Origin of the sequence: Rhodococcus pseudokoreensis, assembly GCF_017068395.1 — a bacterium.
Lineage (GTDB): Bacteria > Actinomycetota > Actinomycetes > Mycobacteriales > Mycobacteriaceae > Rhodococcus_F > Rhodococcus_F pseudokoreensis.
This window is the reverse complement of record NZ_CP070619.1, coordinates 6,826,521-6,849,856: the sequence shown is the minus strand read 5'-3', so window position 1 is coordinate 6,849,856 and position 23,336 is coordinate 6,826,521. Positions and strand designations below refer to the sequence as shown.

18 protein-coding genes are annotated in these 23,336 nt (G+C 68.4%); 8 read left to right on the top strand and 10 right to left on the bottom strand.

Annotation, left to right across the window (positions count from 1 at the left end):
- Positions 1-65 precede the first annotated feature (65 nt).
- From JWS13_RS36455 to JWS13_RS36440, 4 genes are all read right to left on the bottom strand, one after another.
- Complete coding sequence (locus JWS13_RS36455; RefSeq protein WP_206010192.1) at positions 66-875, bottom strand: IclR family transcriptional regulator; 810 nt, start codon at positions 873-875, stop codon at positions 66-68.
- Positions 876-949: 74 nt separating this feature from the next.
- Positions 950-2,170 carry a M24 family metallopeptidase gene (locus tag JWS13_RS36450; protein ID WP_206010191.1) on the bottom strand — a complete coding sequence of 407 codons (1,221 nt, stop codon included), beginning with the start codon at positions 2,168-2,170 and terminating at the stop codon, positions 950-952.
- Between the two features lie 63 nt (positions 2,171-2,233).
- Entirely contained in the window at positions 2,234-3,568 is a 1,335-nt protein-coding gene (locus JWS13_RS36445; RefSeq protein WP_206010190.1) for an MFS transporter, read from the bottom strand.
- A gap of 298 nt (positions 3,569-3,866) precedes the next feature.
- Positions 3,867-5,372: a PucR family transcriptional regulator gene (locus JWS13_RS36440; RefSeq protein WP_206010189.1), complete on the bottom strand. Its 1,506-nt coding sequence runs from the start codon at positions 5,370-5,372 to the stop codon at positions 3,867-3,869.
- A gap of 108 nt (positions 5,373-5,480) precedes the next feature.
- Here JWS13_RS36440 and JWS13_RS36435 point away from each other — a divergent pair, with 108 nt between their 5' ends.
- Both JWS13_RS36435 and JWS13_RS36430 read left to right on the top strand, forming a co-directional pair.
- On the top strand, positions 5,481-6,974 hold the full coding sequence (locus JWS13_RS36435) for a purine-cytosine permease family protein (RefSeq protein ID WP_206010188.1): 1,494 nt from the start codon (positions 5,481-5,483) through the stop codon (positions 6,972-6,974).
- Positions 6,975-6,997: 23 nt separating this feature from the next.
- A complete protein-coding gene (locus JWS13_RS36430; RefSeq protein ID WP_206010187.1) occupies positions 6,998-7,924 on the top strand; it encodes a polysaccharide deacetylase family protein in 927 nt (308 codons plus the stop codon).
- Between the two features lie 6 nt (positions 7,925-7,930).
- On the opposite strand, the gene JWS13_RS36425 is transcribed toward JWS13_RS36430, so the two are convergent.
- On the bottom strand, positions 7,931-9,724 hold the full coding sequence (locus JWS13_RS36425; protein WP_206011877.1) for a TerD family protein: 1,794 nt from the start codon (positions 9,722-9,724) through the stop codon (positions 7,931-7,933).
- Between the two features lie 299 nt (positions 9,725-10,023).
- On the opposite strand from JWS13_RS36425, the gene JWS13_RS36420 reads away from it, so the two are divergent.
- From JWS13_RS36420 to JWS13_RS36405, 4 genes are all read left to right on the top strand, one after another.
- Positions 10,024-10,413, top strand: coding sequence for an excalibur calcium-binding domain-containing protein (locus JWS13_RS36420; protein ID WP_206010186.1), 390 nt, complete (start codon positions 10,024-10,026; stop codon positions 10,411-10,413).
- 348 nt (positions 10,414-10,761) lie between these two features.
- On the top strand, positions 10,762-11,250 hold the full coding sequence (locus JWS13_RS36415) for a pentapeptide repeat-containing protein (RefSeq protein ID WP_206010185.1): 489 nt from the start codon (positions 10,762-10,764) through the stop codon (positions 11,248-11,250).
- Between the two features lie 131 nt (positions 11,251-11,381).
- On the top strand, positions 11,382-11,870 hold the full coding sequence (locus JWS13_RS36410) for a DUF4188 domain-containing protein (protein WP_206010184.1): 489 nt from the start codon (positions 11,382-11,384) through the stop codon (positions 11,868-11,870).
- 18 nt (positions 11,871-11,888) lie between these two features.
- Positions 11,889-12,419: a DoxX family protein gene (locus JWS13_RS36405; protein WP_206010183.1), complete on the top strand. Its 531-nt coding sequence runs from the start codon at positions 11,889-11,891 to the stop codon at positions 12,417-12,419.
- On the opposite strand, the gene recD is transcribed toward JWS13_RS36405, so the two are convergent.
- The 4 genes from recD to JWS13_RS36385 all read right to left on the bottom strand — a co-directional run bounded on the left by recD (position 12,337) and on the right by JWS13_RS36385 (position 21,994).
- Entirely contained in the window at positions 12,337-14,205 is a 1,869-nt protein-coding gene (gene recD, locus JWS13_RS36400) for an exodeoxyribonuclease V subunit alpha (protein WP_206010182.1), read from the bottom strand. The genes JWS13_RS36405 and recD overlap by 83 nt on opposite strands.
- Positions 14,202-17,561, bottom strand: coding sequence for a UvrD-helicase domain-containing protein (locus JWS13_RS36395; RefSeq protein WP_206010181.1), 3,360 nt, complete (start codon positions 17,559-17,561; stop codon positions 14,202-14,204). Before JWS13_RS36395 ends, recD begins: the two co-directional genes overlap by 4 nt.
- Positions 17,519-20,779, bottom strand: a complete 3,261-nt coding sequence (gene recC / locus JWS13_RS36390; protein ID WP_206010180.1) for an exodeoxyribonuclease V subunit gamma — start codon at positions 20,777-20,779, stop codon at positions 17,519-17,521. Before recC ends, JWS13_RS36395 begins: the two co-directional genes overlap by 43 nt.
- Positions 20,780-20,896: 117 nt before the next feature.
- A complete protein-coding gene (locus tag JWS13_RS36385) occupies positions 20,897-21,994 on the bottom strand; it encodes a GIY-YIG nuclease family protein (protein WP_206010179.1) in 1,098 nt (365 codons plus the stop codon).
- A gap of 135 nt (positions 21,995-22,129) precedes the next feature.
- Here JWS13_RS36385 and JWS13_RS36380 point away from each other — a divergent pair, with 135 nt between their 5' ends.
- Both JWS13_RS36380 and JWS13_RS36375 read left to right on the top strand, forming a co-directional pair.
- Complete coding sequence (locus tag JWS13_RS36380; protein WP_124389839.1) at positions 22,130-22,399, top strand: ANTAR domain-containing protein; 270 nt, start codon at positions 22,130-22,132, stop codon at positions 22,397-22,399.
- Between the two features lie 113 nt (positions 22,400-22,512).
- Positions 22,513-23,019: a WKL family lipoprotein gene (locus JWS13_RS36375; RefSeq protein ID WP_206010178.1), complete on the top strand. Its 507-nt coding sequence runs from the start codon at positions 22,513-22,515 to the stop codon at positions 23,017-23,019.
- Positions 23,020-23,032: 13 nt separating this feature from the next.
- Here JWS13_RS36375 and JWS13_RS36370 read toward each other — a convergent pair whose 3' ends face one another.
- Positions 23,033-23,305, bottom strand: a complete 273-nt coding sequence (locus JWS13_RS36370) for a hypothetical protein (RefSeq protein ID WP_087557150.1) — start codon at positions 23,303-23,305, stop codon at positions 23,033-23,035.
- Positions 23,306-23,336: the final 31 nt, after the last annotated feature.

The following is a 23,336-nucleotide window of genomic DNA, read 5'->3' as shown; positions in this document are numbered from 1 at the left end:
GGCCTGCACCACCTCCGACACGCTCCACCCAGGATAGTCCGCGGGGACACCCGGAGATCAGGTCGTCAGTCGTGCGTCGCGGCGGGGGCACCGAGCCGCGCGGACACCGTCCGGGCCGATTCGGCGACGGTGCGGCCGAGCGAGTCGAGCAAGGTGTGGGGAACCCGGAACCGGGGTGCGGACAGCATCACCGCGCCGACGAGGACGCCGCGGTGGTCGTGGACCGGCGCCGAGATGCCGACCTCCTCGATCGACGTCCGGCCGTCGTTGACGGCGTACCCGCGATCGCGGATCTCGACCAGTTCGTCGAGGTACTCGCCCACCGAGTCGGCGTCGTCGGGCCCCAGCAGCAGCCGCCGTTCGAACAGCCGCTCCACCTCGGCGCGCGGCATGTCGGACAGGAAGACCTGGACCGACGAACTCGCATACGTGTCGTATCGGGTACCGACCGCGGCCGTGTGCTTGACCTGCTTGGGACTCTGAACCTGTTCGACGACGACGGATTCGTGGCCGTTCCACACCATCAGGGCACTCGTCTCCTCGGTCCGCCGCGTCAGGCCTTCGAGTTCGGGCAGCGCCACCCGCCGAACGTCGAGGTTCGCCAGCAACGGCCCGGCCAGGCCGATCACGCCGAGACCGAGCCGGTACCGCCCGGTCCCCTCCTCGCGTTCGACGTATCCCGCTTTCTCGAGGGTCGCGAGCATCCGGGACACACTGCTCTTGTGCAGATCGACCTTCCGCGCGATCTCGGTGACGCCGAGCACCGGTTCGGTGATCGAGAACGCCTCCAGAACGCGCAGCCCGTTGAGCAGAACCGACGGCGACGGCTTCGTGTCACCGTTCTCGCCGAGCTGATCGACGTCGTCCACACTCATGTCCGCTGCGCTCCTTCGACTCGGCTGATACTCCTGCCGACCCTGCCACACGTGCGGCAGGGTCGGCGTACCGGTCAGACGCCGAGGATGTTGTGTTCGGGCCCGAACGGGAACCGGGTGATGTTCTCCGCGTCGTCCTCGCCGACGACCAGGATGTCGTGCTCACGGTAGCCACCGGCACCGGGCATTCCCTCGGGAACCATGATCATCGGTTCCATCGACACGACCATGCCGGGTTCGAGGACGGTGTCGATGTCCTCACGGAGCTCGAGGCCCGCCTCGCGCCCGTAGTAGTGCGAGAGCACGCCGAAGGAGTGCCCGTACCCGAACGTGCGGTTCGGCAGCAGACCCTCGGCCTCGTAGATCTCGTTCAGCTCGGCCGCGATGTCCTTGCAGACCGCGCCCGGCTTGATGAGCTCGAGGCCGCGGCGATGGACCTTGACGTTGACCTCCCACAGTCGCAGATGTTCCGGCGACGGCTCACCGTAGAACAGCGTGCGCTCGAGCGCCGTGTAGTAGCCGGCGATCATCGGGAAACAGTTCAGCGACAGGATGTCTCCGCGCTCGACGCGACGACTGGTGGCCCAGTTGTGGGCACCGTCGGTGTTGATACCCGACTGGAACCACACCCACGTGTCGCGCAGTTCGGCGTGCGGGAAGGTGGCCGCGATCTCCCGGATCATCGCGTTCGACCCGGCGATCGCCACCTCGTACTCCGGGACGCCCTCCGCGATGGCGTCGCGGATGGCCTCGCCGCCGAGGTCGCCGATCCGGGCCCCGTGCTTGATCAGTTCGATCTCCTCGGGCGACTTCACCATCCGCTGCCGCATCGTGGCCTTGGCGACGTCGGTGAACGTCATTCCCGGCAGCACCGCGACGACGCGGGACCGCAGGTCGGGGGTGAGGTGGTCGTCCTCGACACCGAGCATGCCGCGCGAGATGCCCTGGTTCGCCAGCACCTGCTGCACCGCGTACTCGAAGTTGTCGCGGCGCCAGTCGGTGTAGACGACATTCTCGCCGAACGTGCGGCGCCACGGCATGCCGGCGTCGATGTTGGCGGACACGGTGGTCGAGCTGTCCTGGGTGACGACGAGGGCGTAGGGGCGGCCGAACGCGGTGTAGAGGAAGTCGGAGTAGTAGTTGATGTTGTGGTAGCTGGTGAACAGCGCGGCGTCCACCCCGTTGTCCGCCATGTGCTTACGCAGTGCGACAAGCCTGCGGTCCATTTCCACCGGGGAGAACGTGGGAACGACCTTCTCGCCGTTGGGGATGCTCTTGATGCGCTCGAGGTTCATGGTGCTCCTTGTCGAGTTGCCGGCGGCATCGGGTGATGCCGCAAGTGGTGGGTGAACGGGTGGTCAGGTGTCGGCGAGGGGTCGCCGGGAGGTTTCGCGCGCCATCAGCATCGAGCCCATGGCGACGAGGGCTGCGGCGACGAGGTACCAGGCGGGCGCCAGTGGGCTGCCGGTGATCTCGATCAGCAGGGTGGCGACGAACGGCGCGGTGCCGCCGAACAGGGCGTTGGCAGTGTTGAAGCTGAAGGCGAACCCGCTGTAGCGGACCTGGGTGGGAAAGATCTCGGACAGGAAGGTCGGAAGCGTGCCGTCGTTCATGGTGAGGAACGCGCACAGCGCGATCTGGATGAGGACGACACCGACGATCCCGACGGCCCCGAGCACACTGAACAACGGGACGGTGAACACGGCGAAGCAGATCGACGCGCCGATGAGAACTCGCTTGCGGCCGAATCGATCCGAGAGCGCACCCATCCCGAAGATGAAGACGATGTAGCAGGCGAGGGCGATCGACGCGGCGACGAACGAGGCCGTGTGCCCGACGTGCAACACCTCCGACAGGTAGGTCGGCATGTAGCTGAGGATCAGGTAGAAGCCGACCGCGTTGAGGCAGGTGACCCCGAACGCGATGACGATCGCACGTCGATGATGGGTGAACAGGATCGACAGCGGCGCGTTGGCCTCCACTTTCTGTTCCATTTCCTGGAACTTCGGGGTGTCCTCGAGTTTCAACCGGATGTAGCGGCCGATCAGACCCATCGGCGCCGCGAGCAGGAACGGCAACCGCCAGCCCCATCCGTTGAGCTGTTCCGTCGAGAGCACCGCGGTGAGCAGTGCCGCGATCAACGACCCGAACAGAAGTCCGGCGGCGGTGGACGCGGGCACCACACTGGTGAAGAGGCCTCGCTTGCGGTCCGGGGCGTATTCGGCGAGGAACGCCGAGGCGCCCGCGTACTCGCCGGCGGCAGAGAATCCCTGCACCATGCGGACGAGCAGCAGCAGGACCGGCGCGAGGTACCCGATCTGATCGAAGCCGGGGATCAGGCCGATACAGAACGTCGACGCCGACATGATGAGGATCGACAGCGACAACGCGGTGCGGCGGCCGATCTTGTCCCCGAAGTGACCCCAGACCAGGCCGCCGATCGGGCGGATGACGAACGAGATGGCGAAGACGGCGAACGTGGCCAGCAGGCCCGTCGTGGGCGCGGCCTCGGGGAAAAAGACCACCGCGATAACCGTTGCGAGATAACCGTATACGGCGTAGTCGAACCACTCGACGAAGTTGCCGACGAAGCTCGCCGCGACGACGCGCCGGAGAACTCGGGGCGAGGGGTTCACCGCACCGGCCTCGTCCGATTGCGGCGCAGCTGAGGGGGAATTGAGGTTTTGGGCCATGCCCACTCCTTCTCGGGGCGTCGGCGCCTGCCGACTGCGACGAATGGCATTTGTTGCTTTCACTGCAACTGCGATTCGTTCAGTGACGATATTGTGTGCACCGTCACATGTCAACGGGGTGTGATGTCACCACATTCGAATCACGGTTGCAATGACTGCACCAGGACTGAAATTGCAGTAAACACGGCAGATCGGAGACTGCGCCACCCAGATGCACGATTCCCGGCGAAGTTCACGTGAATGCAACGCTGTTGCAACAGGCGATCCTTTGCGCGGGTTCCGGCGACCCCGGAGGTTGTCAGTTGGCGTCGACCACACCACCGAGGTAGAGGCGCGTCGCGAGGTGCAGGGCGGCAAGCCGCGGCGAACCCGTCGGATCCTCGCCGAGCAGTGCGAAGATCTGCTCGAGCCGCTGGTACAGCGTCTGGCGCTGCACGTGCAGCCGGGTGGCCGCCTCGGTCTTGTTGCACCCGCACTGCAGGTAGACGTCCAACGTGTCGATCAAACGGCGACCACGTTCCGCACCCACCGCGAGGAGCGGCCCGAGGACTTCCTGGACGAACGCGGCCAGCAACGCAGGATCGCCGATCCGCCGGACCAGGCGTTCGACAACGAGTTCCGCGGCGACCACCACGGTGTCGGCGATACCCAGATCGCCTGCGAGGTCGAGCACGAATCGCGCCTCCGCCAGCGTCCCGGGCAATCCGGTCAGACCGGTGACCAATGGCCCCACCGCCAGCCGCGCCTGCTCCGCCCGGGACGTCGTGCGCAACGACTCGACCAGTGCAGCGCACGACCCCGACCGGTCGTCGGCCCGAACAGCGACGATCGCGTGCAACTCGTCGCCGGCCACGGACGACACCGTTCCGGCCGAGTACCGATGCAGCGCCGCGTCGACAGCGGCGAGAGCCACGGGACCGTCGACCGAACGACCGACGACCCCGACGTACGACGCCCCCTCGGTCAGCCCCGCCGCGCGGGCTGCCGCGACGAGACGCTCGGGCGCGGGATTCGGCTGGCCGACGATCCGCAGCAACGCCTGCGCGGCGCGAACCGCGGCCGACGGCGGAAAGGATCGCAGAAGCGAGATCGCCAGCGCTGCCGGCGCTCGCTCGACGATCGCCTCCGCGGTGACGTGATCGGCCGGGTCGTCCGGAGACACCACGAGCGTGGCGACGCCGACACCCTGCACCACCACCGGTACCGAGAGCAGCCCCGCATCGGCGGCAGGATTCGCGATCTCGTTGCCGAGGGCCGCGATCACGTCGCCGGCCGCGTCGAGCAGGGTCACATCGCCGGGCAGGAGTCGCGCGAGCACCGCGAGCAACTCGTCGGGACCGCCACCGCGCGCCAGTTCCTCCGACAACGCGTGCGCGACAGCGTCACCACGACGCAGCCGCTGCACCGATTCGTTGACCAGCAGGCCGTTGATCGCCTCGGCCACCTCGACGAACGGCACAACGCCCCGCAACTCCACCACCGGCAACCCCGCCGCCGACGCCTCCTCGACCAGTTCCGTGGGGATCCGCGGCAGTTGCGCCCCCGTCTCGATGGCCACTCCGGCGACGCGTCGAGCCGACAATTCACGCACGTACCGCCGCAGTCGGTCCGGATCGGCGGACGCGAGCGCGAACCCCGCGGTCAGCAGCAGTTCGCCGCCGCGAAGAAGGTGCGCGATGTCGATGACCTCGCTCGAATGCACCCAGCGCACCGGCTGCGCCAGAAGGTGGGCGCCGACACGAACGACCGGGCGTCCGGCAGCCAGGCTCGGGTGCGCGAGGACGTCGGCTAACGACAGCGACATGACATTCCGTTCGTTGACAACCCGATTTTATTGGCAAAGTGTAAATGGTGTGATGCGGGTCACGAACCGGAAGATGGGAAGCCCACAAGGCCTCACCAAGGGAGTCCGATGGTCAAGAACATTCCCACCGACAGTCCCCACATTCACGACGTCGAAGAAGTATTGCAACCCATCCCCGAGGAAGCGCGCACGACGCGTGTCTCCGGCCAGTTCTGGATCTGGGCGGGGGCGAACATCGCGCCCATCAACTGGGTTCTCGGCGCTCTCGGCATCGGTCTCGGACTCGGCCTCCGCGACACCCTCATCGTTCTTGTCGCCGGAAACATCGTCGGCATGGCACTTTTCGGCGTTTTCGTTCTCATCGGCCAGCGTACCGGCGTCACCGGCATGGTGTTGTCGCGGGCGGCGTTCGGCCGGCGCGGCGCCTATCTGCCGGCCGCAATCCAGGCCTGCCTGGCCGTCGGGTGGTGCGCCGTCAACACCTGGATCGTCCTCGACCTGGTCATGGCACTGCTCGGCAAGTTGGACCTCGTCGACCCGCACGAGCGGAACCTGGCAGCGAAGGTCCTCGTCGGAGCGGTCATCATGACGATCCAGGTGACCATCGCGTGGTTCGGGTACCGCGTCATCGCCGCATTCGAACGCTGGACGGTTCCCCCGACGCTGGCGGTACTGGTTCTGATGTCCGTCGTCGCCTGGTTCCACCTCGACATCGACTGGTCGTATGCCGGACCCACCGGTGAAGTCCTGCACGGCGGCGCCCGGATCGCGGCCATGTCCACGGTGATGACCGTGATCGGAATCGGCTGGGGAATCACCTGGTTCACCTACGCCTGCGACTACTCACGGTTCGTGAGCCGGACGGTGTCGCGGCGCAAGTTGTACCTGACCAGCACACTCGGGCAGTTCGTTCCCGTGGTGTGGCTCGGGGTGCTCGGCGCGAGCCTCGCCACGACCAACGGTTCGGTGGATCCGGGTGAGCTGATCGTGTCGAACTTCGGCGCGCTGGCGCTGCCGGTGCTGTTTCTCGTCATTCACGGCCCGATCGCCACCAACATCCTCAACATCTACACGTTCTCGGTCGCCGCACAGGCCCTCGACATCAAGGTGCACCGCCGGAAGCTGAACCTGCTGGTCGGCATGTTCGCCCTCGTCGTGGTCGTCTTCTTCATCTTCCAATCCAGCCTGGCCACCGTGCTCGAGACGTGGCTGGCGGCGATCGTGGCCTGGATCGCGAGCTGGGCAGGCATCATGCTCGTCCACTACTTCCGGGTCGAGAAGCGACAGATCGACGCACGCCGGCTCTTCGACCCGGTCGGATCCCGTCGACTGCCCGACGTCAACTGGACCACGATGGGATGCTTCGTCGCCGGAATCGCGGCAACGTGGCTGTTCATGTACGGCGCCACGAGCCTCACGCAGGGCTTCGCGGCACGCGCACTCGGCGGGCTAGACCTGTCCTGGCTGGCAGGTGGCGGAGTCGCCGCCGCCCTCTACGCAGGCCTCGGCCCCCGCGCGCACCGCCCCTACCGCATCGCCGGCCAATCCCCGACACGATCGGCCGCGACCACCGACTCCCCCGACGTCCTCACCGGCAACTGACCCCCGAGTCACCAGGAGCACTCGTGAACAACGAATTGACGTGGCCGCAGGGCCACACCGCAGCCGCCGCCTTCACGTTCGACGTCGACGCCGAATCCTGCGTCCTCGCCCACGATCCCACCTCGGCGAAGCGAATGTCGCTGATGAGCCACCAGTCCTACGGCCCCCGCGTCGGTGTCCCCCGCATTCTGCGACTGCTCGAGCGCCAAGGCGTGCACGCGACGTTCTTCGTGCCGGGATTCACCGCCGAGTGCTACCCCGACACCGTTCGCGCCATCATCGACGGCGGCCACGAGGTCGGGCACCACGGATACCTGCACGAACCCATGAAAGGCCTCGACGCGGCCACCGAGGCACGATACCTCGACCGGGGACTCGACGCGCTTGAACAGGTCGCAGGCATCCGTCCCGTCGGCTATCGCGCACCCTGGTGGGAAATGAACTGGCACACACCCGAACTCCTCGCCGAACGAGGATTCGTCTACGACTCCAGCCTGCTCGACGGCGACGAACCCTACCTGATGGCGACCAGCCCGGAATCCGAACGCACACTGATCGAGATTCCCGTCGACTGGGCACTCGACGACTGGGAGCAATACGCGTTCTACCCGGGTGTCACCGGCAGCGGCGTCATCGAAAGTCCCGCCAAGGTCCTCGAGATGTGGACCCTGGAAGCGGAGGCCCAGCACGCCGAAGGCGGGTGCTTCGTCCTCACGAACCACCCGTTCATCTCCGGACGGCCCTCCAAAGCGGCAGCACTCGAACGACTCGTCGAGAACGTCAAGGCAATGGACGGAATGTGGGTGACCACTCTCGGCGAGATCGCCGCACACGCCCAGCGCGTCTGCACCGAACCCTTCACACACACCCGATTCGAGATCCCCACCTTCCCCGACGTGCACATCCGACAGACTCCCCCGGCCCGCGCCACACTGCGGTCCGAACCGTGAGGGGTCTCAGCCGTCGACCATCACCCCGTACTCCGTGGCGAGGGTAGCGAGGTCGTAGTCATACCCCTGACCGACTGCGCGGAGACGCCACTGCCCGGCGCGGCGGTAGATCTCGGCGAAGTGCATCGTTCGTTCGGTCGTGCCGGCGTCCAGCACGAACGAAGCGATCGTGTGATCCGGGGCGTCCACGGTCACCGAGATCGGACCGAGTTCACCGAACGTGCGACCGCCACCGATTGCTGCCGATACGGACACGCAATGGCAGTCGGAGGGTAGTGCGGCCAGTTCGATCCGCACTCCTTGCTCGCTACTTCCGTCGCAGGACAACTCGACAGTGCCATCCACGCTCGTCGGCGCGTTGTAAAAGAGGAAGTCCTCGTCGCAGCCGACCCGGCCGTCCTCACCGAGAAGAAACGCGATCACATCCACTTCGAACGCGTCGTCCTCGGTGTGGGCGCGCCACGACGCGTTGACCGTGAGCGAGGTCGCCTCGGACGGCAGATCGATCACCTCTCCGCGAGCAAGCAATGGTGCGACCCACTGAGACGGCGGCCGGGTCACCTCACGTGGCGCGGGCGACTCGGCGGGCATCACTCGGCCGGGCGATCCCGCTGGCTCGAGTGCGGAGTTCACTTCGGCGGCCGTGAGCAGTGGCAGCTGACGAGCCGACACTCGGTCCATGCGGGGATCGAGTTCCCCACCGTCGAGGAGGAGGACATCGGTGACCCCTGCGGAGAGATTGACCGAGGGCTTGGCACCCAGTTGCACGATACGGGAGCGCATCAGGACGGAGTCCGAATGCGATCCGCCGACAATGAGGACTCGCCGCCCGTGCCACGGCTTCTGGTGTACAGCAGCCTTCGCCGGTCGGGGCTGCCGAATTTCGGCCGGTGCCGCAACTGCTTTCGGCTCACCCGGTGTTACGTCCAGCAACATCGCGACGAGTTGTTGCTCGGTCAGGACAGGAATTCCTTCCGCCACCGCGCGGCGCACCTTTGTACTCGAAGAGTGCGGATCGTTGCAGACGACGACACTGGTCTGACGGCTGACGGAATTCATGACGTCGAGGCCGGCGTCTGTCAAGCGCGCGGCGAGCGCAAGACGCGAAGCATCCGTGCTGCCGCTGATGACCAGTTTCATTCCCTGGACCAGCCCTGTCCCGAGGTCGAGGCGACCCGGGTTCCGCCACGGACAGTCCACGCGCGGAATACGGTCGGGATATTCCGCCCGCCGGTCGGTGCAGCCCACGACGGGAAGAGGAAGCCTGAGGGACTCGGCCAGCGACGCGCTGTGCGCGAAGACCTCCGTCAGCACGAGGGCGTCGTCGTAGGCGTCGTGAGCCCGGTTCTGACGGACCTTCCAATGTGCGGCGAGAGTCGACAACTTGTGGTTGGGGACGTCGATCTCGAGGCGACGCGACAGGGCGAGGGTGCAGAGCCTGTGCTGTGTCGGCATTGTCAGCCCCGCCCGCCGTGCCTCCGCGTCGAGGAAGCCGTAATCGAACGACGCGTTGTGCGCGACCAGCGTCCGGCCGTCGAGGAGCTCGAGCAAGTCCTTCGCGACATCTTCGAATCGAGGCGCCCCCGCGAGACGCTGGGGCGTCAAATTGTGAATATGCACAGGCCCCGGGTCGCAGCCCGGGTTGAGCAGCGTCACCAACTCACGCTCCACCGAACCGTCTTGACGCAGCGCCAATGCCGCGACGCTGAGCACACGATGCGTGGACGAACGAAGACCGGAGGTCTCGACGTCCACAACAACCCAGCGATGTCCGGCAGGCAGCCGTACTGGCCGGGTCATGGTCGAGGAGGCAGGTGACAGCACAGCGCGACTATAGGGCCCAGTTCGTGCCATGTGGTCAGACGACACGAAGATCTCCAGGGCTCTTTTCGACGAGCGGAAATTCTCGATAGTTTTTTGTTCAAGTACAGGTCGAGGGTTCTGTCATTCGACTGAATGACAGACAGGAATGTTGTGTCTCAACAGCTTTCGAATATCAGCACCACTGGCTACTATTCTCGTCACACCGAATGGATCGCCGATCTGGCGTTTCTCGACCATTCCGTGGAAGCCCCACACCACCCTGAACGAGGTACAAAATGAAGGCTCGACGGCTAGTTCTCGGCATCCTCGGCTGTGCCGCCATCTCGATGGCGGCCGCACCTTCCGCGCAGGCGGCGACGATCTTCGATTTCCTTCCCCCGGAGATCGCGTCCCTGATCCCGAGCGGCTCGGCGGACGCCGTGAACCCCCTCCTGCCGCCCGCACCCTCCGCTCCGGCAGCACCGGCTCCCGCACCGCAGGTCGCACCGGCTCCGCAGGCAGCCCCCGCACCTCAGGTCGCTCCCGCTCCGCAGGCCCCCGCACCGAGCGCGGGTTACAAGAACTGCACCGAGGCCCGCAACGCCGGCGTCACGCCGATCTACCGCGGCCAGGACGGTTACGCGTCCCACCTCGACCGCGACAACGACGGCATCGCCTGCGAGTAGCCGATCACCGCCCCACCCGCAGACGCACCCCTTCTGCGCAGACGCACCCCCATTCGGGCCCCAGAAGGGGTGCGCCCACCGAGAAGGGGTGCGTTTATGCGGTCGCGGCCCCGCGACCACCCCCACGATCGCCCCAGTCAGACACCCGCAGACGCACCCCTTCTACGCAGACGCACCCAAATTCGGGCCCCAGAAGGGGTGCGTCTCCCGAGAAAGAGTGCGCGTACCGAGAAGGGGTGTGTTTGTGTGCAACACCTGCCGGTGTCGCCGTTCCCTGTGCGGCGCGGGGTGACCGGCACTAAGTTCGGCGATGACGGTTTGAGGTTCTACGCGAGGGGGCGGTCCGGCATGGGCAGGACATATTTCAGGGCACTGGGTGCGGTCGCGCTGGCCGGGGGTGCCGCATTCGCTGCGGGCGCCGGCACGGCCGGGGCGGATGTTCTCACCGAGATCAACGGCTGCAGGATCGTGGCGAATCCGACCCCCGAGGACCGCACGACGTGCCCGGGCGCGGATCTGAGTTCCGCGAACCTGGCGGGAATGAATCTGAGCTTCGCCGACCTGGCGGGCGCGAACATGAAGCGGGCGAATCTCACCGGCACCAACTTCGCCGCCGCGGATCTGTCGCACGCCGACCTGAGTGACGCGAACATCACCGGCACGAACTTCACGGACTCGCAACGCAACGCGGTGATCCTGTACAGCACGGACATCGACCTCTTCGGCGCGATCGTCGGGGACCTGAACATCACGACCGAGCCCGAATGGTCCACCGACGCCCACGAGCGCGCGCTCGCCTCGGTCGTGCCGGTGTCGCCGCAGGTCCCGTTGCCGTAATCCACTCCGCACCATCCACCCGGGCCGCGCACTGCGTGGCCCGGTTTTTTGCGTGCCCGCACCCCTTGACATTGGATACTGTCACTATCCATTATTAGATAGTTCCAATATCCAATCTTGGGAGGCGTCAGATGACGACGATCGAACCCACCCGTTCGACGCACCACTACGAAGGCGAACTGGTGGTCTTCCTGATCGGGATGACCATCAACCGGCCGTGGCGGCCCGACCTGTGGCTGCCCACCCTTGCCGCGATGCCGAGGATGTTGCGCGAACTCTCGGAAGACCCCGATTCGGGTCTGCTGGGTTACCGCCTGACATTCGAGGGGCGCGGACCGACGGTGATTCAGTACTGGAACTCCGTCGACAAGTTGTACGCCTACGCCAGTGACAGCCAAGCGAAGCATCGCCCGGCCTGGGCCGCGTTCAACCGGCGGGCCCGCAAGGCGCCCGGCGCCGTCGGCGTCTGGCACGAGACCTATCCGGTGGACCGCGCCGAGTCGATCTACGTCGGCACGCCGGCGATGGGCCTGGCCCGCGCCACCACCCGGGTGCCCGTCGCACGGAAGTTCAACGCGGCCCGCGACCGGTTGTTGCGCAGCGGTACCCACGAACACTGATCGATTCAGGAGACTGACATGGAACCCTTGATCGCCCTCGTCGCCGTCACCCTGGCACTGCTCGCCGCGGGCGCGGCCGGTGTGAGCCGGTTCCGGCCGTGGCCCGTCGCCCTGCGGGGTGGACTCGCCGCGATGTTCACACTGACCGGGATGGCCCACTTCTTCGGGCTGCGTGCGGAACTCGTCGCCATGGTTCCGCCGTCGCTGCCGAACCCGGGGCTGCTGGTGACCCTGACCGGTCTACTCGAACTGGCCGGCGCCGCGGGACTGCTGATCCGGCGCACCGCCCCGTGGGCGGCCGGGTGCCTCACCGCCCTGCTGATCCTGATGTTCCCGGCGAACGTGTACGCCGCCGTGGAAGGACTGTCGACGGGACCGTTCGAAGCGCTGCTCCCCCGCACTCTCCTGCAAGTCGTGTTCCTGTCGGCGACCCTCGCCGTCGTGATCTCGTCCGTGCGGGGCCGGGCTACGGAATCGCCCTCCGCAACCCACTCGCTCGCAGCACCCGGCGTTGCACTCCCGCCCGCACCGCATCCTCGGTCCCGATGATCCGCACGTGCTTTCGCGCCCGGGTGATCGCGGTGTACAGCAATTCTCGGGTCAGCAGCGACGACGCCGCGCCGGGCAGCACCACGGTCACCGTGTCGTACTGGCTGCCCTGACTGCGGTGAATCGTCATCGCGTACACGGTCTGCACCGCGGACAGGTGCGTCGGATGCAACAGGAACGGTTCGCTGCCGCGCACGAACGCGGCGAACAGTTCGTCGTCGTCCCGACGCACGATCACCCCGGTGTCGCCGTTGTAGATTTTCGTTTCGTGATCATTGGCGGTCACCATCAGCGGCTGACCCGGGTACCAGCGATCCGGGTCCAGTCGCTGCCCTGTCGACTCCCCGATCCACTCCATCGCCTGCCGCGCCCACCGCTGTACCCCGTACGGACCTTCCCGGTGCGCGCACAACAGCCGGTGCTTCTCCGAATGCTGCAGTGCAGCAGCGGCATCACCGGATTCCGCGGAATCCGTCACCGCGGCAGCCGTCGCCACCACGTCCGCCCGTAGTGCGTCCAGATCTTCGGGTCCGTGGAACGACACCTCGGGGGCACCGCGCGACAGGATCTCCACGACCTCGTCCGGCTCGCCTTCCCGCACCGCGACGGCAAGCTCGGCGATGGCTCCGCCGAAGCGCCGCCCGCGGCTGAGCCGGATCACGCCGCCCCGCAATCTGTCCCGTTCCCCCGCACTCAGGGCGGCCTCGAGCGGGTCGTCGGCGGCGTCGAGGTCGTCGCCGACGATCCTGGCGAGCACCGGATTCTCGGTGCCCGACACCGGCCGCGCCACGAGATCGGCGAGGACCGCGCCCGCGTCGACGGACGTCAGCTGATCCGGATCCCCGACGAGCACCAATTGGGTGTCGGGGCGGACGGCCTCGAGGAGTCGGCACATCATCGTCAGCGACACCATCGACGTCTCGTCGACCACGATCACGTCGTAGGGCAGGTGGTTGTTCGCGTTGTAGCGGAAGCGGCTGCCACGTCCACGCTGCCAGCCCAGCAGCCGATGCAGTGTCATCGCTTTCAGTTCGGGCGGCAACCCGAGTGCGTCGGCCTGTTCGCGCACCGAGTCCTGCAACCGCGCCGCGGCCTTCCCGGTGGGTGCCGCCAGCGCGATACGCCGGCGCGGTCCCGGCTGCCTCGTCAGCAACGCCAGTACCCGGGCGACGGTGTGGGTCTTGCCCGTTCCAGGTCCGCCGACCACGACCGACGTCCACTGGGTGGCCGCGACCGCCGCCGCGATCCGTTGCCGATCCGGTGACGGGGCCGGTGCCGTGTCGTCGTGCTGGTCGCGGAACAACGCGTCCAGCCCGTCCCGCAGCGACTGCTCGTCGACGGGGGGATACCCGACGGCGCGCTGGTCGAGAACCCGCCGGATGGTCGCCTCCTGCCGGAAGTACCGGTCGAGGTAGAGCAGCCCGCCCTCGGCCGTGTCGACGAGCCGCAGCGGTCGCAGTGGCCCCCTGGAACCACCCGTGACCAGCGGGCTCCGGCGCAGTGCCGCGACCACGGTATCGTCGTCCGGCCAGGGGAGGGCATCGAGATCGATCTCGGATTCCTCGTCGACGGTGACCTCCCGGAACCGCGTCAGGTCCAGGCACACCGAGCCGGACCGGACCGCGCGCACCGCCAGCGCCGTCGCCAGCACGACGTCCTCCGAGGATTCGCCGCCGAGCGCCGACAACCGCAGCGCGACGTGCACATCCGCCGCGGCCAGCACTCCGGCCTCGTTGAAGATCCGCAGCATCCCCTTGCCACGCTGCGCCACCTCCACCCCGGTCACCGGGCCGCCGCCTGCGTGGAGGCCGACCCGGACAGCAGATCGGACAGCTCGGTGATCAGCGCGGCGGGCGGCGCCCAGTCGAAGACTCCGCAACCCGGTGGCGTGCCGGGCCCGACCATCCCGCGGACGAACAGGTACTGCACACCGCCGAGGTGCACCGCCGGATCGTAGTCCGGCTGCCGCCACCGCAGGTAGCGATGCAGTGCAACGGAATACAGCAGGGCCTGCAGTGGATAGTGCGCCCGCAGCATTTCAGCGGCCATCCTCTCGCGGGTGTAGTGCGCGGTGGTCAGGTCGCCCTGCGCGAGACGGTTGGTCTTGTAGTCGACCACGACGTACCGCGGTCCGGGCAGTCGCAGCACCGCGTCGATGCTGCCGGTGAGGTATCCGCGCAGCGGGGTCGGTTCGAGTGTCTGCACGGCGTCGGCGTACGACCGGAGTGGGTCGTCGTCGGGAAGGTGGGTGCGCAGCAGTCTGCCGATGCCGTCGAGCATCACGGTGAGCGACGGCGTGTCGCCGCCGGCGAGGGGCAGTTCGAAGTCGAGTTCCGCCAACAGGTCTGCGGGTGCCAGGTCGGCGAGTGCCCCCGCGCCGAGCGGAGTGCGCAGCACCGGCACCAGTGCCGTGGCGAGCTGGGCCGGATCGACGTCCGACAGGGTCGACGCGATCACGTCGCGGCAGCACCGCAGGACTTCGTCGTCCAGATCGGGTGCCGCGGTGTCGACGATCTCGAAGACGGCGTGCACGAGCGTGCCGAATGTCGCGCCGCCCGGCAGTTCGTTCATCGTCGACGGCAGTCCCGTGGTGACGTCGCCCGGCGCGTGCAGCGGCGGTTCGTCCGGCTCGTCCGTCTTCTCCTCGACCTCCGCTTCGCTGCCGACGGCGGGCGCGTCGTGTGCGGACGCCGTCAACGCCGAATACGACGTGCGACGCCACCGCGTGTCCAGCAGCCGACGGAACCGCGCGGCCTCGAGGTCGCCGCTGGGATCACGCTGAGGTGTCCAGTCGACCCGCGGGATGGATTCGGAACCCACCGCCTCGACGGTCACCGTCTCCGGTGCCGCCGTGCCCCAGGCCGACAACCGTTCCGCGACAATCGGATCCTCGGGGACGGCGACCTTCTGCGGGACCTCCCGCTGCCCCGGCGGCCGGCCCAGGATCATCCGGTGCAGCGGCGCGCCTGCCGTCGTGAACGCCGGCGCCCACCACATCACGAGCCCGCACATCGCCCGGGTGACCGCGACGTACAGCAGCCGCAACTCCTCCCCCGCCTCTTCCGCGTCGTGCCGGTTCCTGCGGTCGGCGTAGCCGGGGCTGCCGGGGCCGCCGACGTCGAGGACGCGTCGCCCGTCGTCGTCGTGCAGAAGCAGTTTGCTGGGTTTCGAGATCGTGGCGGCGTCCCATGCGTACGGCAGGTAGACGAGCGGGAATTCGAGGCCCTTGCTGGCGTGGACGGTCGCGATCTGCACTGCCGCGGCGTCGCTGTCGAGCCGCCGGCTGCGGTCCACCCCGCCCGACGTCGGATCCTTCATGCGTTCGGTGAGCCAGCGGGTGACCGCCGTCAGGCCGAGCGACTGCTCGACGGCGGCACCGTTGAGCAACTGCGCCACGTGCCGGAGATCGGTCAGCGCCCGCTCGCCCGCCGCCACCCGGAGCAGTCTCGCCTCCAGCGCGCCTACCGCGGACAGTCGTTCGAACAGCGCTGCGAAACCGGACTTCGCGAACACCGAGCCGAGCTCCCGGAGCTGCCCGCCGACCTCCGCGACGATATCGTCGCCGCGGGCGTCGAGTGCTTCGGCCGTGTGGCCGAGCAGCGGGGTGAGCGCGGCCAGCCGCACCCGGTCGGAACGGTGCGGCTGCTCGATGGCCTGCAGGAGCCAGAGCCAGTGCTGCGCAGCGGGAGTGGTGAAGACGCTGGCCCCGCCGGCGAGCACGGACGGCACCCCGGCCCGGTCGAGGGCGTCGTGGACCAGGGTGATCTGCGCGTTGGTGCGCACCAGGACCGCGATGTCGCCGGGCTCGACGAGTCGGACGGTTCCCCCGACGTCGAGTGTCGCGCCGACGTCGAGTGTCGCGCCGCCGTCGAGGAGGGCCACGATGTCGGCGGCGAGGTCGGCGGCGATCTTCTTCCGGAGCGCCCCCACCGCCGGGTATCCCGACTTGTTGAGTGGCCCGGCGCCGGTCCGCGGCAGGTACCGCAGTCGCAGCGGCACGGCACCCGTCAGGCGCGACTTCGGCCGCGCGCCGTCGACGCGGTGCACGACGATCTCGGGATGCCCGAGTGCGGCGCCGCCGTGCAGGTATTCGAGGCCGTCGAGGAGTTCCTGATCGCTGCGCCAGTTGGTGGTCAATTCCTGGTGCCGGTCGGCGGAGCGCACCGCGTCCAGATAGCTGAGCACCTCGGCCCCGCGGAACGCGTAGATCGCCTGCTTCGGATCGCCGACGAGCACCAGCGTTCCGCTGCCGTGGAATGTGCGGCGCAGGATGTCCCATTGCAGGGGGTCGGTGTCCTGGAACTCGTCGACGAGCACGACACTGTAGCGTTCGCGGACCCGCCTGCAGGCCGCCGCACCGTGCTCGGGATCGCTGAGGACGCGGTGGAGGAGCATCGGGAGATCGTCGAAGTCACGCAAACCCACCGCGCGTTTGCGGCGCTCGACTTCGGCGCGGACCGCCTCGGCGAACGCCACCCGATCTCCGGCCGGGGTGCCCCGCGCATCCTCCGGGGCGAGCACGGCCTGCGGGTCGAAGATGGCGGCGCGGGCCGCGGCGGTGGCCTCCGCCGGCGTGATCGGGGCGGAGTCGGCGCGACTGTACGCCCGGAGGTACAGGTCGGCGATCACCTCCGTGGTGAGGTCGTCGGCGGCCTCGACGAGCACCGTGTCGGGGTCGCGTTCGCCCGCGATCCCGAGTCCGTCGAGCATGCGCTGGCAGAAGCTGTGGGTGGTGACGATGGTGGCGGCGTCGAAGTCCGACAGTGCCTGCAGCAGGCGCCGGCGGCGCAGCGTCACCTCGTCGGCGTCGGCCTCGGCGAGGTGCCGGATCACGTGGTCCGCGCTCACCCGGGCCGCCGCGGGGTCGGCCAATGCGGCTGCGGCGGAACCGAATCGCTCACGAGTGCGTTCCCGCAGCTCCTGCGTCGCCGCGCGGCTGAACGTCACCAGCAACAACTGCGACAGGTCGACACGTCCCTCGGCGACGAAGCGGGCGGCGAGCCTGACGATCGCGTACGTCTTGCCGGTACCGGCGCTCGCCTCGAGCACCGTCGTGCCCTCCGGCAGCGGACCGAGCAGGTCGAAGCCCCGCGCGCCGGTCACGGCTGCGCCACCGTCTCGGCGGCGAGCAGCGGCGCCCACAGTTGCCGGGCGTAGTTCTCGATCGTCACCGCGTCGCCGAGGACGTCGATACCGGGCGAGGACCCGTACACGTACGTGATGTGGCGGTCGCGTGCGTCACCGAAATCGCTGCTCCATTCCTTCCGGGCCGCCTCGATCGCGTCCTCCGTGCTGCTGCCGCCGTGCCGTCGCTCGGCGTAGGCCGCCGACGCGCCCGTGGCGATCGGCAACGGCGTATGCAACCCGAGATCACGCAGTTCGACCAGTCGCACCAGTTCCTCCCGCGCGTCCTCCGGTGCCGTCAGCGTCGAGCGCCACGCCGGGCGACTGTACGAGCCGCGGCCGGTCGTCACGGCCGTCCAGTCGGTGTCGCCGTTGCGATGAGAGGCCGCGACCGCCAGCAACTGGGCCCAGGCGGTGAGGCGGTGTTTCGGCCCCAACCTCGAATACGTGGTGCTCGCGATCACCGATCCGTGCACACCCCCCACGGTCCCGGTGAGGCGCCGTCCGTTGCCGAGATCGACATCGACGTCGACGGTCTCCGCGCGCCCGACATGCACGGACCCGCTGACCGCGACGAGCGACTCGACCGCGTGCTCGATGTCGCCGAGCACCGCCTCCCCCAACTTGTACGGCGGTAACGTACCCCGGCGCCACTCGGCGGCGCGGAAGTCGGCCTGTTCGATTCCCGACAGTCGCGCGACGAGCATCCTCTGGCCGAGGTCCCAGCGGGCGAGCGGATCGGGCGCCATGTCCAGTGCGTCGGCGAGGTCCTCGTCCACGTCGGGGACCCGCAACCCGAGCCGTTGCCGCAGGAACGCCTGCGTCGGGTGCACCAGGAACGCGACGAGTTCGGCGAGATCGACGTCCTCCAACTTCGGCGGCACCAGCGGCGCCGGCAGGAACGCGGGTACCGGTTCGGGCGGGTGCTGCGCGGCGCGGGCACCGGCCAGCGCCGCCCGGTCGAAACTGAACGGGTGCTCGGGCCCGAAGTTGCGGGCGTCGAACGGCTGCAACGGATGCCGAGTCACGATGCCGGGCAGGGCATCGCTCCCCACGGTGGCCGCCACCGCGTCGAGCAGTTCGGACAGCGGGATCGCCGGAGGCCGCGACATACCGGTGACGGGGTCGGCGCCCGTGTAGAACAGCAGGAGCTTCTCACTGGCGGACATGACGGCGTCGAGCAGCAACTGCCGGTCCTCGCTCCGCGGATCACGTTCGCCGAGCAGAGGATTGCGGGCCAGCACGTCGTCGCCGTCCACACTCACGCCCCGCGGGAACACTTCGTCGTCGAGGCCGAGGAGGACGACGACGCGGTGCGGCACCGACCGCATCGGCACCATGGTGCACACCGTCAGCTCCCCGGTGCGGAAGTTCGCGCGGGTGGGACGTCCCGCGAGCCGGGTGGCGAGCATGGCGCGTACGTCCGACAGTCGCAGGACCGTGTCGCCGCCGTGCTCCGTCGCCGCCCCCAGTTCCCTTCTGGCCTGCGCCAATTGCCACGTGTCGGCGGCGGCGACGTCGACGAGCAGGTCCAGCGCCCGGGTGAGCGCTCTCGACCAGTCCGCGACCGACTGCGGCCCGGCCAGCCCGCGCAACGCGACGTCGAGGCGGTCGACGAACTCGGCCAGCCTCCCGGTGAGGTCGATGTCGTTGCTGTCGACGTCGTCGAGCGGAAGTGCCAGGGCGAGCCATTCGCCTTCCGACTCGTCGGCCGCCGCGCCGAGCAGGATGCGGTCGAGTGCGGTGGTGAACGTGTTCTGCGGGAAGTCGCCGAGACCGAACGCCGCGCGCTGTCGCGGTCCGATTCCCCAGCGGGCGCCCGTCGCGGACGCCCACTCCCGGATCCGTTCGAGGTCGTCGTCGCCGAACCGGAACCGCCCGCGCACCGGCGCGGCCGCCGACAGGTCCAGAATCTGACTGGCCGTCACCCTCGCGTCGGCGAGTTCGAGGAGACTCGACACCACGGCGAGCACCGGATTGGTCTGGTGCAGGGCCCGATCCGCGAGCCGGACCCGCAGACGGTGACCGGGATGCCCCAGCACGTCCTGCCCGAACGCGGCCCGGATCAGCGGCGCGTACGACTCGACGTCGGGGCACATGACGAGCACGTCGCGCGGTTCGAGAGTCGGATCGTCCTCGAAGAGATGCAGGAGGCATTCGCGCAGGACCTCCACCTGACGGGCAGGCCCGTGGCACGCGTGGACCTGCACGGACGCGTCGGCGGTGCACTCGGCGCGCACCGGCGCCCGGTCGTCCCGGACGTCGGCCTGCAGGCACCCCAGCAGGGAGTCGGGCGGTGGGGGTCCCGCGTGGTGGCGGTCGTCGACGTCGAGGCGGGTCAGTCTCGACTCGAGTTCGCGCACGTCCCGCGCCAGGCTCGACAGCAGCGGGTGGGCGACGGACAGGGCGGTGTGGTCGTCGGCGCGCGCGAGCACTTTCTCCGCCGTCGACAACGACGACCACAGTGCGGGACTCGGATGCGGAAGCCACAGGTGCACATCGCGATTGACGGCCAATGCAGCGAGCACCGCGATCTGATCGGTCGCGAGGCGGGTCGGACCGAACAGCGACAGCCGGCCGGGGAGTTCGACGAGGTCCGGTTCCTCGCGCAGCCGCGCGCAGGCGGAGTCGAGGCGCTCGGCGGGCGCGGGGCCGCCGATCCTCGCACGCAGCCGCCGCCACAATTCGGCCTGCCACAGCAGGTCGTCGTCGAGCGGGCCGCCCGCACCATCGGTGTCCCGGTCCGCCGCCCAGTCGACCAGCATCGCGGGCCGCTGCGCGGCGTAACTGCGGAACAGTTCGGTCAGGTGCGACGCGGTGGCGTAACGCCTGCCGGGCCGGTGGTCGTCGCCGTCGGGGCGGCCGTGCCCGAGGTGTTTCGCGAGGACCGCGCACCAGGATTCGCCGAGGCAGTCGTCGACGACACCGAGCAGCGCCCACAGCACCCGGGACGGATGCCACGGGTCGTCGTCGGCGGACACTCCGGTGGCGGCGGCGAGGCACTCGTCCACGAGCCTGGTGGGTGACGGGAAGTCGATGTTCGCGGCCACCCCGTCGCCGACGCCGGGCCGGGCGCCGAGCGCGGTCGAGAGTCGCTGCGTGAGCCAGCGCTCCACACCCTTCGCCGGGACGGCGACGACCTCACGGGCGAACGGATCGGACAGCGGGGTCGCGAGCACGTCGCCGAGAGCCGACGCGAGGGTGGTGGAACGCTCGGCGCGATGCAGTACGAGCACGTGGCCTCCCTTCGCTCCCCAACTCCGGTCGGCTCAGACTTACCACACCCCACCGACTCGGGAGGCCACTCCGCAGGTGAGCGGCAAAGTATGCCGGGGCACGCTTTGCCGCTCACGTCAGCGGCCGGGGCGGGCCTGCGTGAGGTGCGGGACCCAGCCGTGGGTGGGCCACTTCTTCAGGCCGACCTTGGCGGGGACGATCCGCTTGTTCACGAATCGGCTCTCCAGTTCGGTGTCGGACTCGCCCGTGAACCGCCACAGCGCCGCGTCACCGGGTCGTGCCACCGACGACCAGGACCTGGCCCGGTACGCGGCGCGAACGATGTTGTCCGCGAACACGATCACCGGGATGTCGTCGGTGTTGCGGACGGCGGCGCCCGCCGCCCACGCGCCGCGGGACAGTTCGTACACCTCTTCCGACGTCACGCCCCGCCGGGACGCGGCGGGCACCTCGAGGACGACGCACGGGGTCGGCAGATTCGGCACCGGTTCTGCTGCGTACTGCAACACGAGGTCGTCGACGGGCACCGCACGATGCTCGCCCGCACCGCCGGCGAGGTTGCCGAGCGCGGAACCCTCGACTAGCCCCAGCGCTCCCACCACCCCGTTGCGCACCGCGTCGGCGACGCCACCGGTGTCGGAAATGCGGTGCGCCACGATGTAGTGCTCGACCTCGTGACCGGAGTCGTAGATCTCCCGGATGCGGGCGATCGTCGCGGCTTTCACCTCGGCGCCGTCGGTCTCCGGATCCTCGAGCGTCTGCCGGTGCTCGTTCTCGGCCAGCGCCTCCCACACGTAGCCGTACACCCGGGTGCCTCGGCCGGCGCCGACGTAGAACACCAACCTGTTGCGTGGGTCGAGGAGCGCGTACACGTAGGTGCCGAGTTCCTCACCCACCCGTTTCGGGAACGGCTGCGGCGCATGGCGGGTCTGATACACCTCTTTCAGGATCAGGCGCAGCGCCGCCAGTTTCAACGCGACGGGAGTACCGCCGTCGATGCCGTCGAAGAGCGCGGTGGCGGCGCCCTGCACGGAGGAGAAGGTGTGCCCGATGTGCCGTTCCAGGGACTTCGTGACGTCCGCGAACTGCGCGAACCGCACCTTCGGGTCGGGGGACGCGTTGTCCAGGTCGTTGGACGCGAGGAAGGTCTGGACCTCGGCATTGTCGAGCCAGCGAGAAGTGATGTCGATCGGGATCGTCCAGACGGTAGCCATGCCCCTACCGTAAGGGAAAACCTCGGTGAAGAACTCGGACGACTAATACACCGGGCGATTCGAACTCTTCCGACGTCGTACGCGGTGCGGGAAGATGGAGTGGTACCCGTTCCGACGCAGGTTGGGAGAACATTCATGACGACGCCCAGCTACTCCACCCGCACGGCGGTCGACATCGCGGTCGGCATCCTCATCGCCTTCCGCGGCTGCTCCGAGAACGACGCGTTCACCGAACTCGCGGAGACGTCCCGGCAGCACAAGGTTGCCCTCGCCCGCACCGCCCGCGCGTTGATCGCGTTCATCCAGACCCATCACGACGACCTTCCCGCGACCGACGTCACCGCTGCGGCCCTGCAGTGGAGTCACGCCACTCCGTACCGCGGCGCGTTCGGCACGGCGGCCTGATTTCGGCCGAAGTCTGAGAATTCTCTGGCTTCGTCGGCGCGACGCTCCGCAAACCTTCAGACTCGATGTGAGACCGAACGACCTGCGCACCGAGATACGAAGAGGTAACTGAGTTGACGATCCGCAAGATCACGGTTGCCGCGGTAGCGATCGCCGCAGCCCTCACGATGTCCGCCTGTGGTTCCGACGAGTCGTCCGGCTCGGGCGGGACCACCACGTCCACTACCACCGCAGCGGCCGAAACGACGGATGACCTCGTTCTGCCGACGGCCGCCGACCTCAACGCCCTGCTGGCGAAGGGCCTCGACCCGGCCACTCCCCTCGAGGAGAAGATCGCCATGGTGGAGGGTTCGGAGCAGGATCCGAACCTGTTCAACCAGGTCGCCGCCGCCGCTCAGCAGGCGGGTGCGCAGGTGCAGGTGCTGGACCCGGTGATCGACAACGGCGACGGCAGTGCCAGCGCGCAACTGCAGTTGACGATCAACGGCCAGGTGCAGCAGAACACCCTGCCCGCCATCTTCGTGCCCGGCGAGAACGGGACGTGGAAGCTGTCGAAGGCGACGGCCTGCTCGATCGTGGCGATCGCGCAGCTGACGTCACCGGCGTGCCCGCCCGCCTGATCCGGACCCCGCGTCACACGCCTTCCAGCGCCTCCCCGATCTCCTGGACGGCCCGGTTGTGCTGATCGGTGATCAGCACATGTCCTGCTGCGATGGTCAGCGCAACCGGCCATTCGATGATTTCGACGGCGGCGAGCAGGCCGATCGCCGCGAAGAATGCCAGCTGCTCAGGGCGAGGCAGCGGCACCCTGCCGAGGATCGGTAGCTGCACCGCGAAGCTGTGGGCCTCCTGCACCCGCTGGACGGCGTCGCCGTGCGACTGCGCCTCCGACGTTCGTTGGGCCATGGTTCGTCTCCCTTGTGCGTGCCGTTTTCCG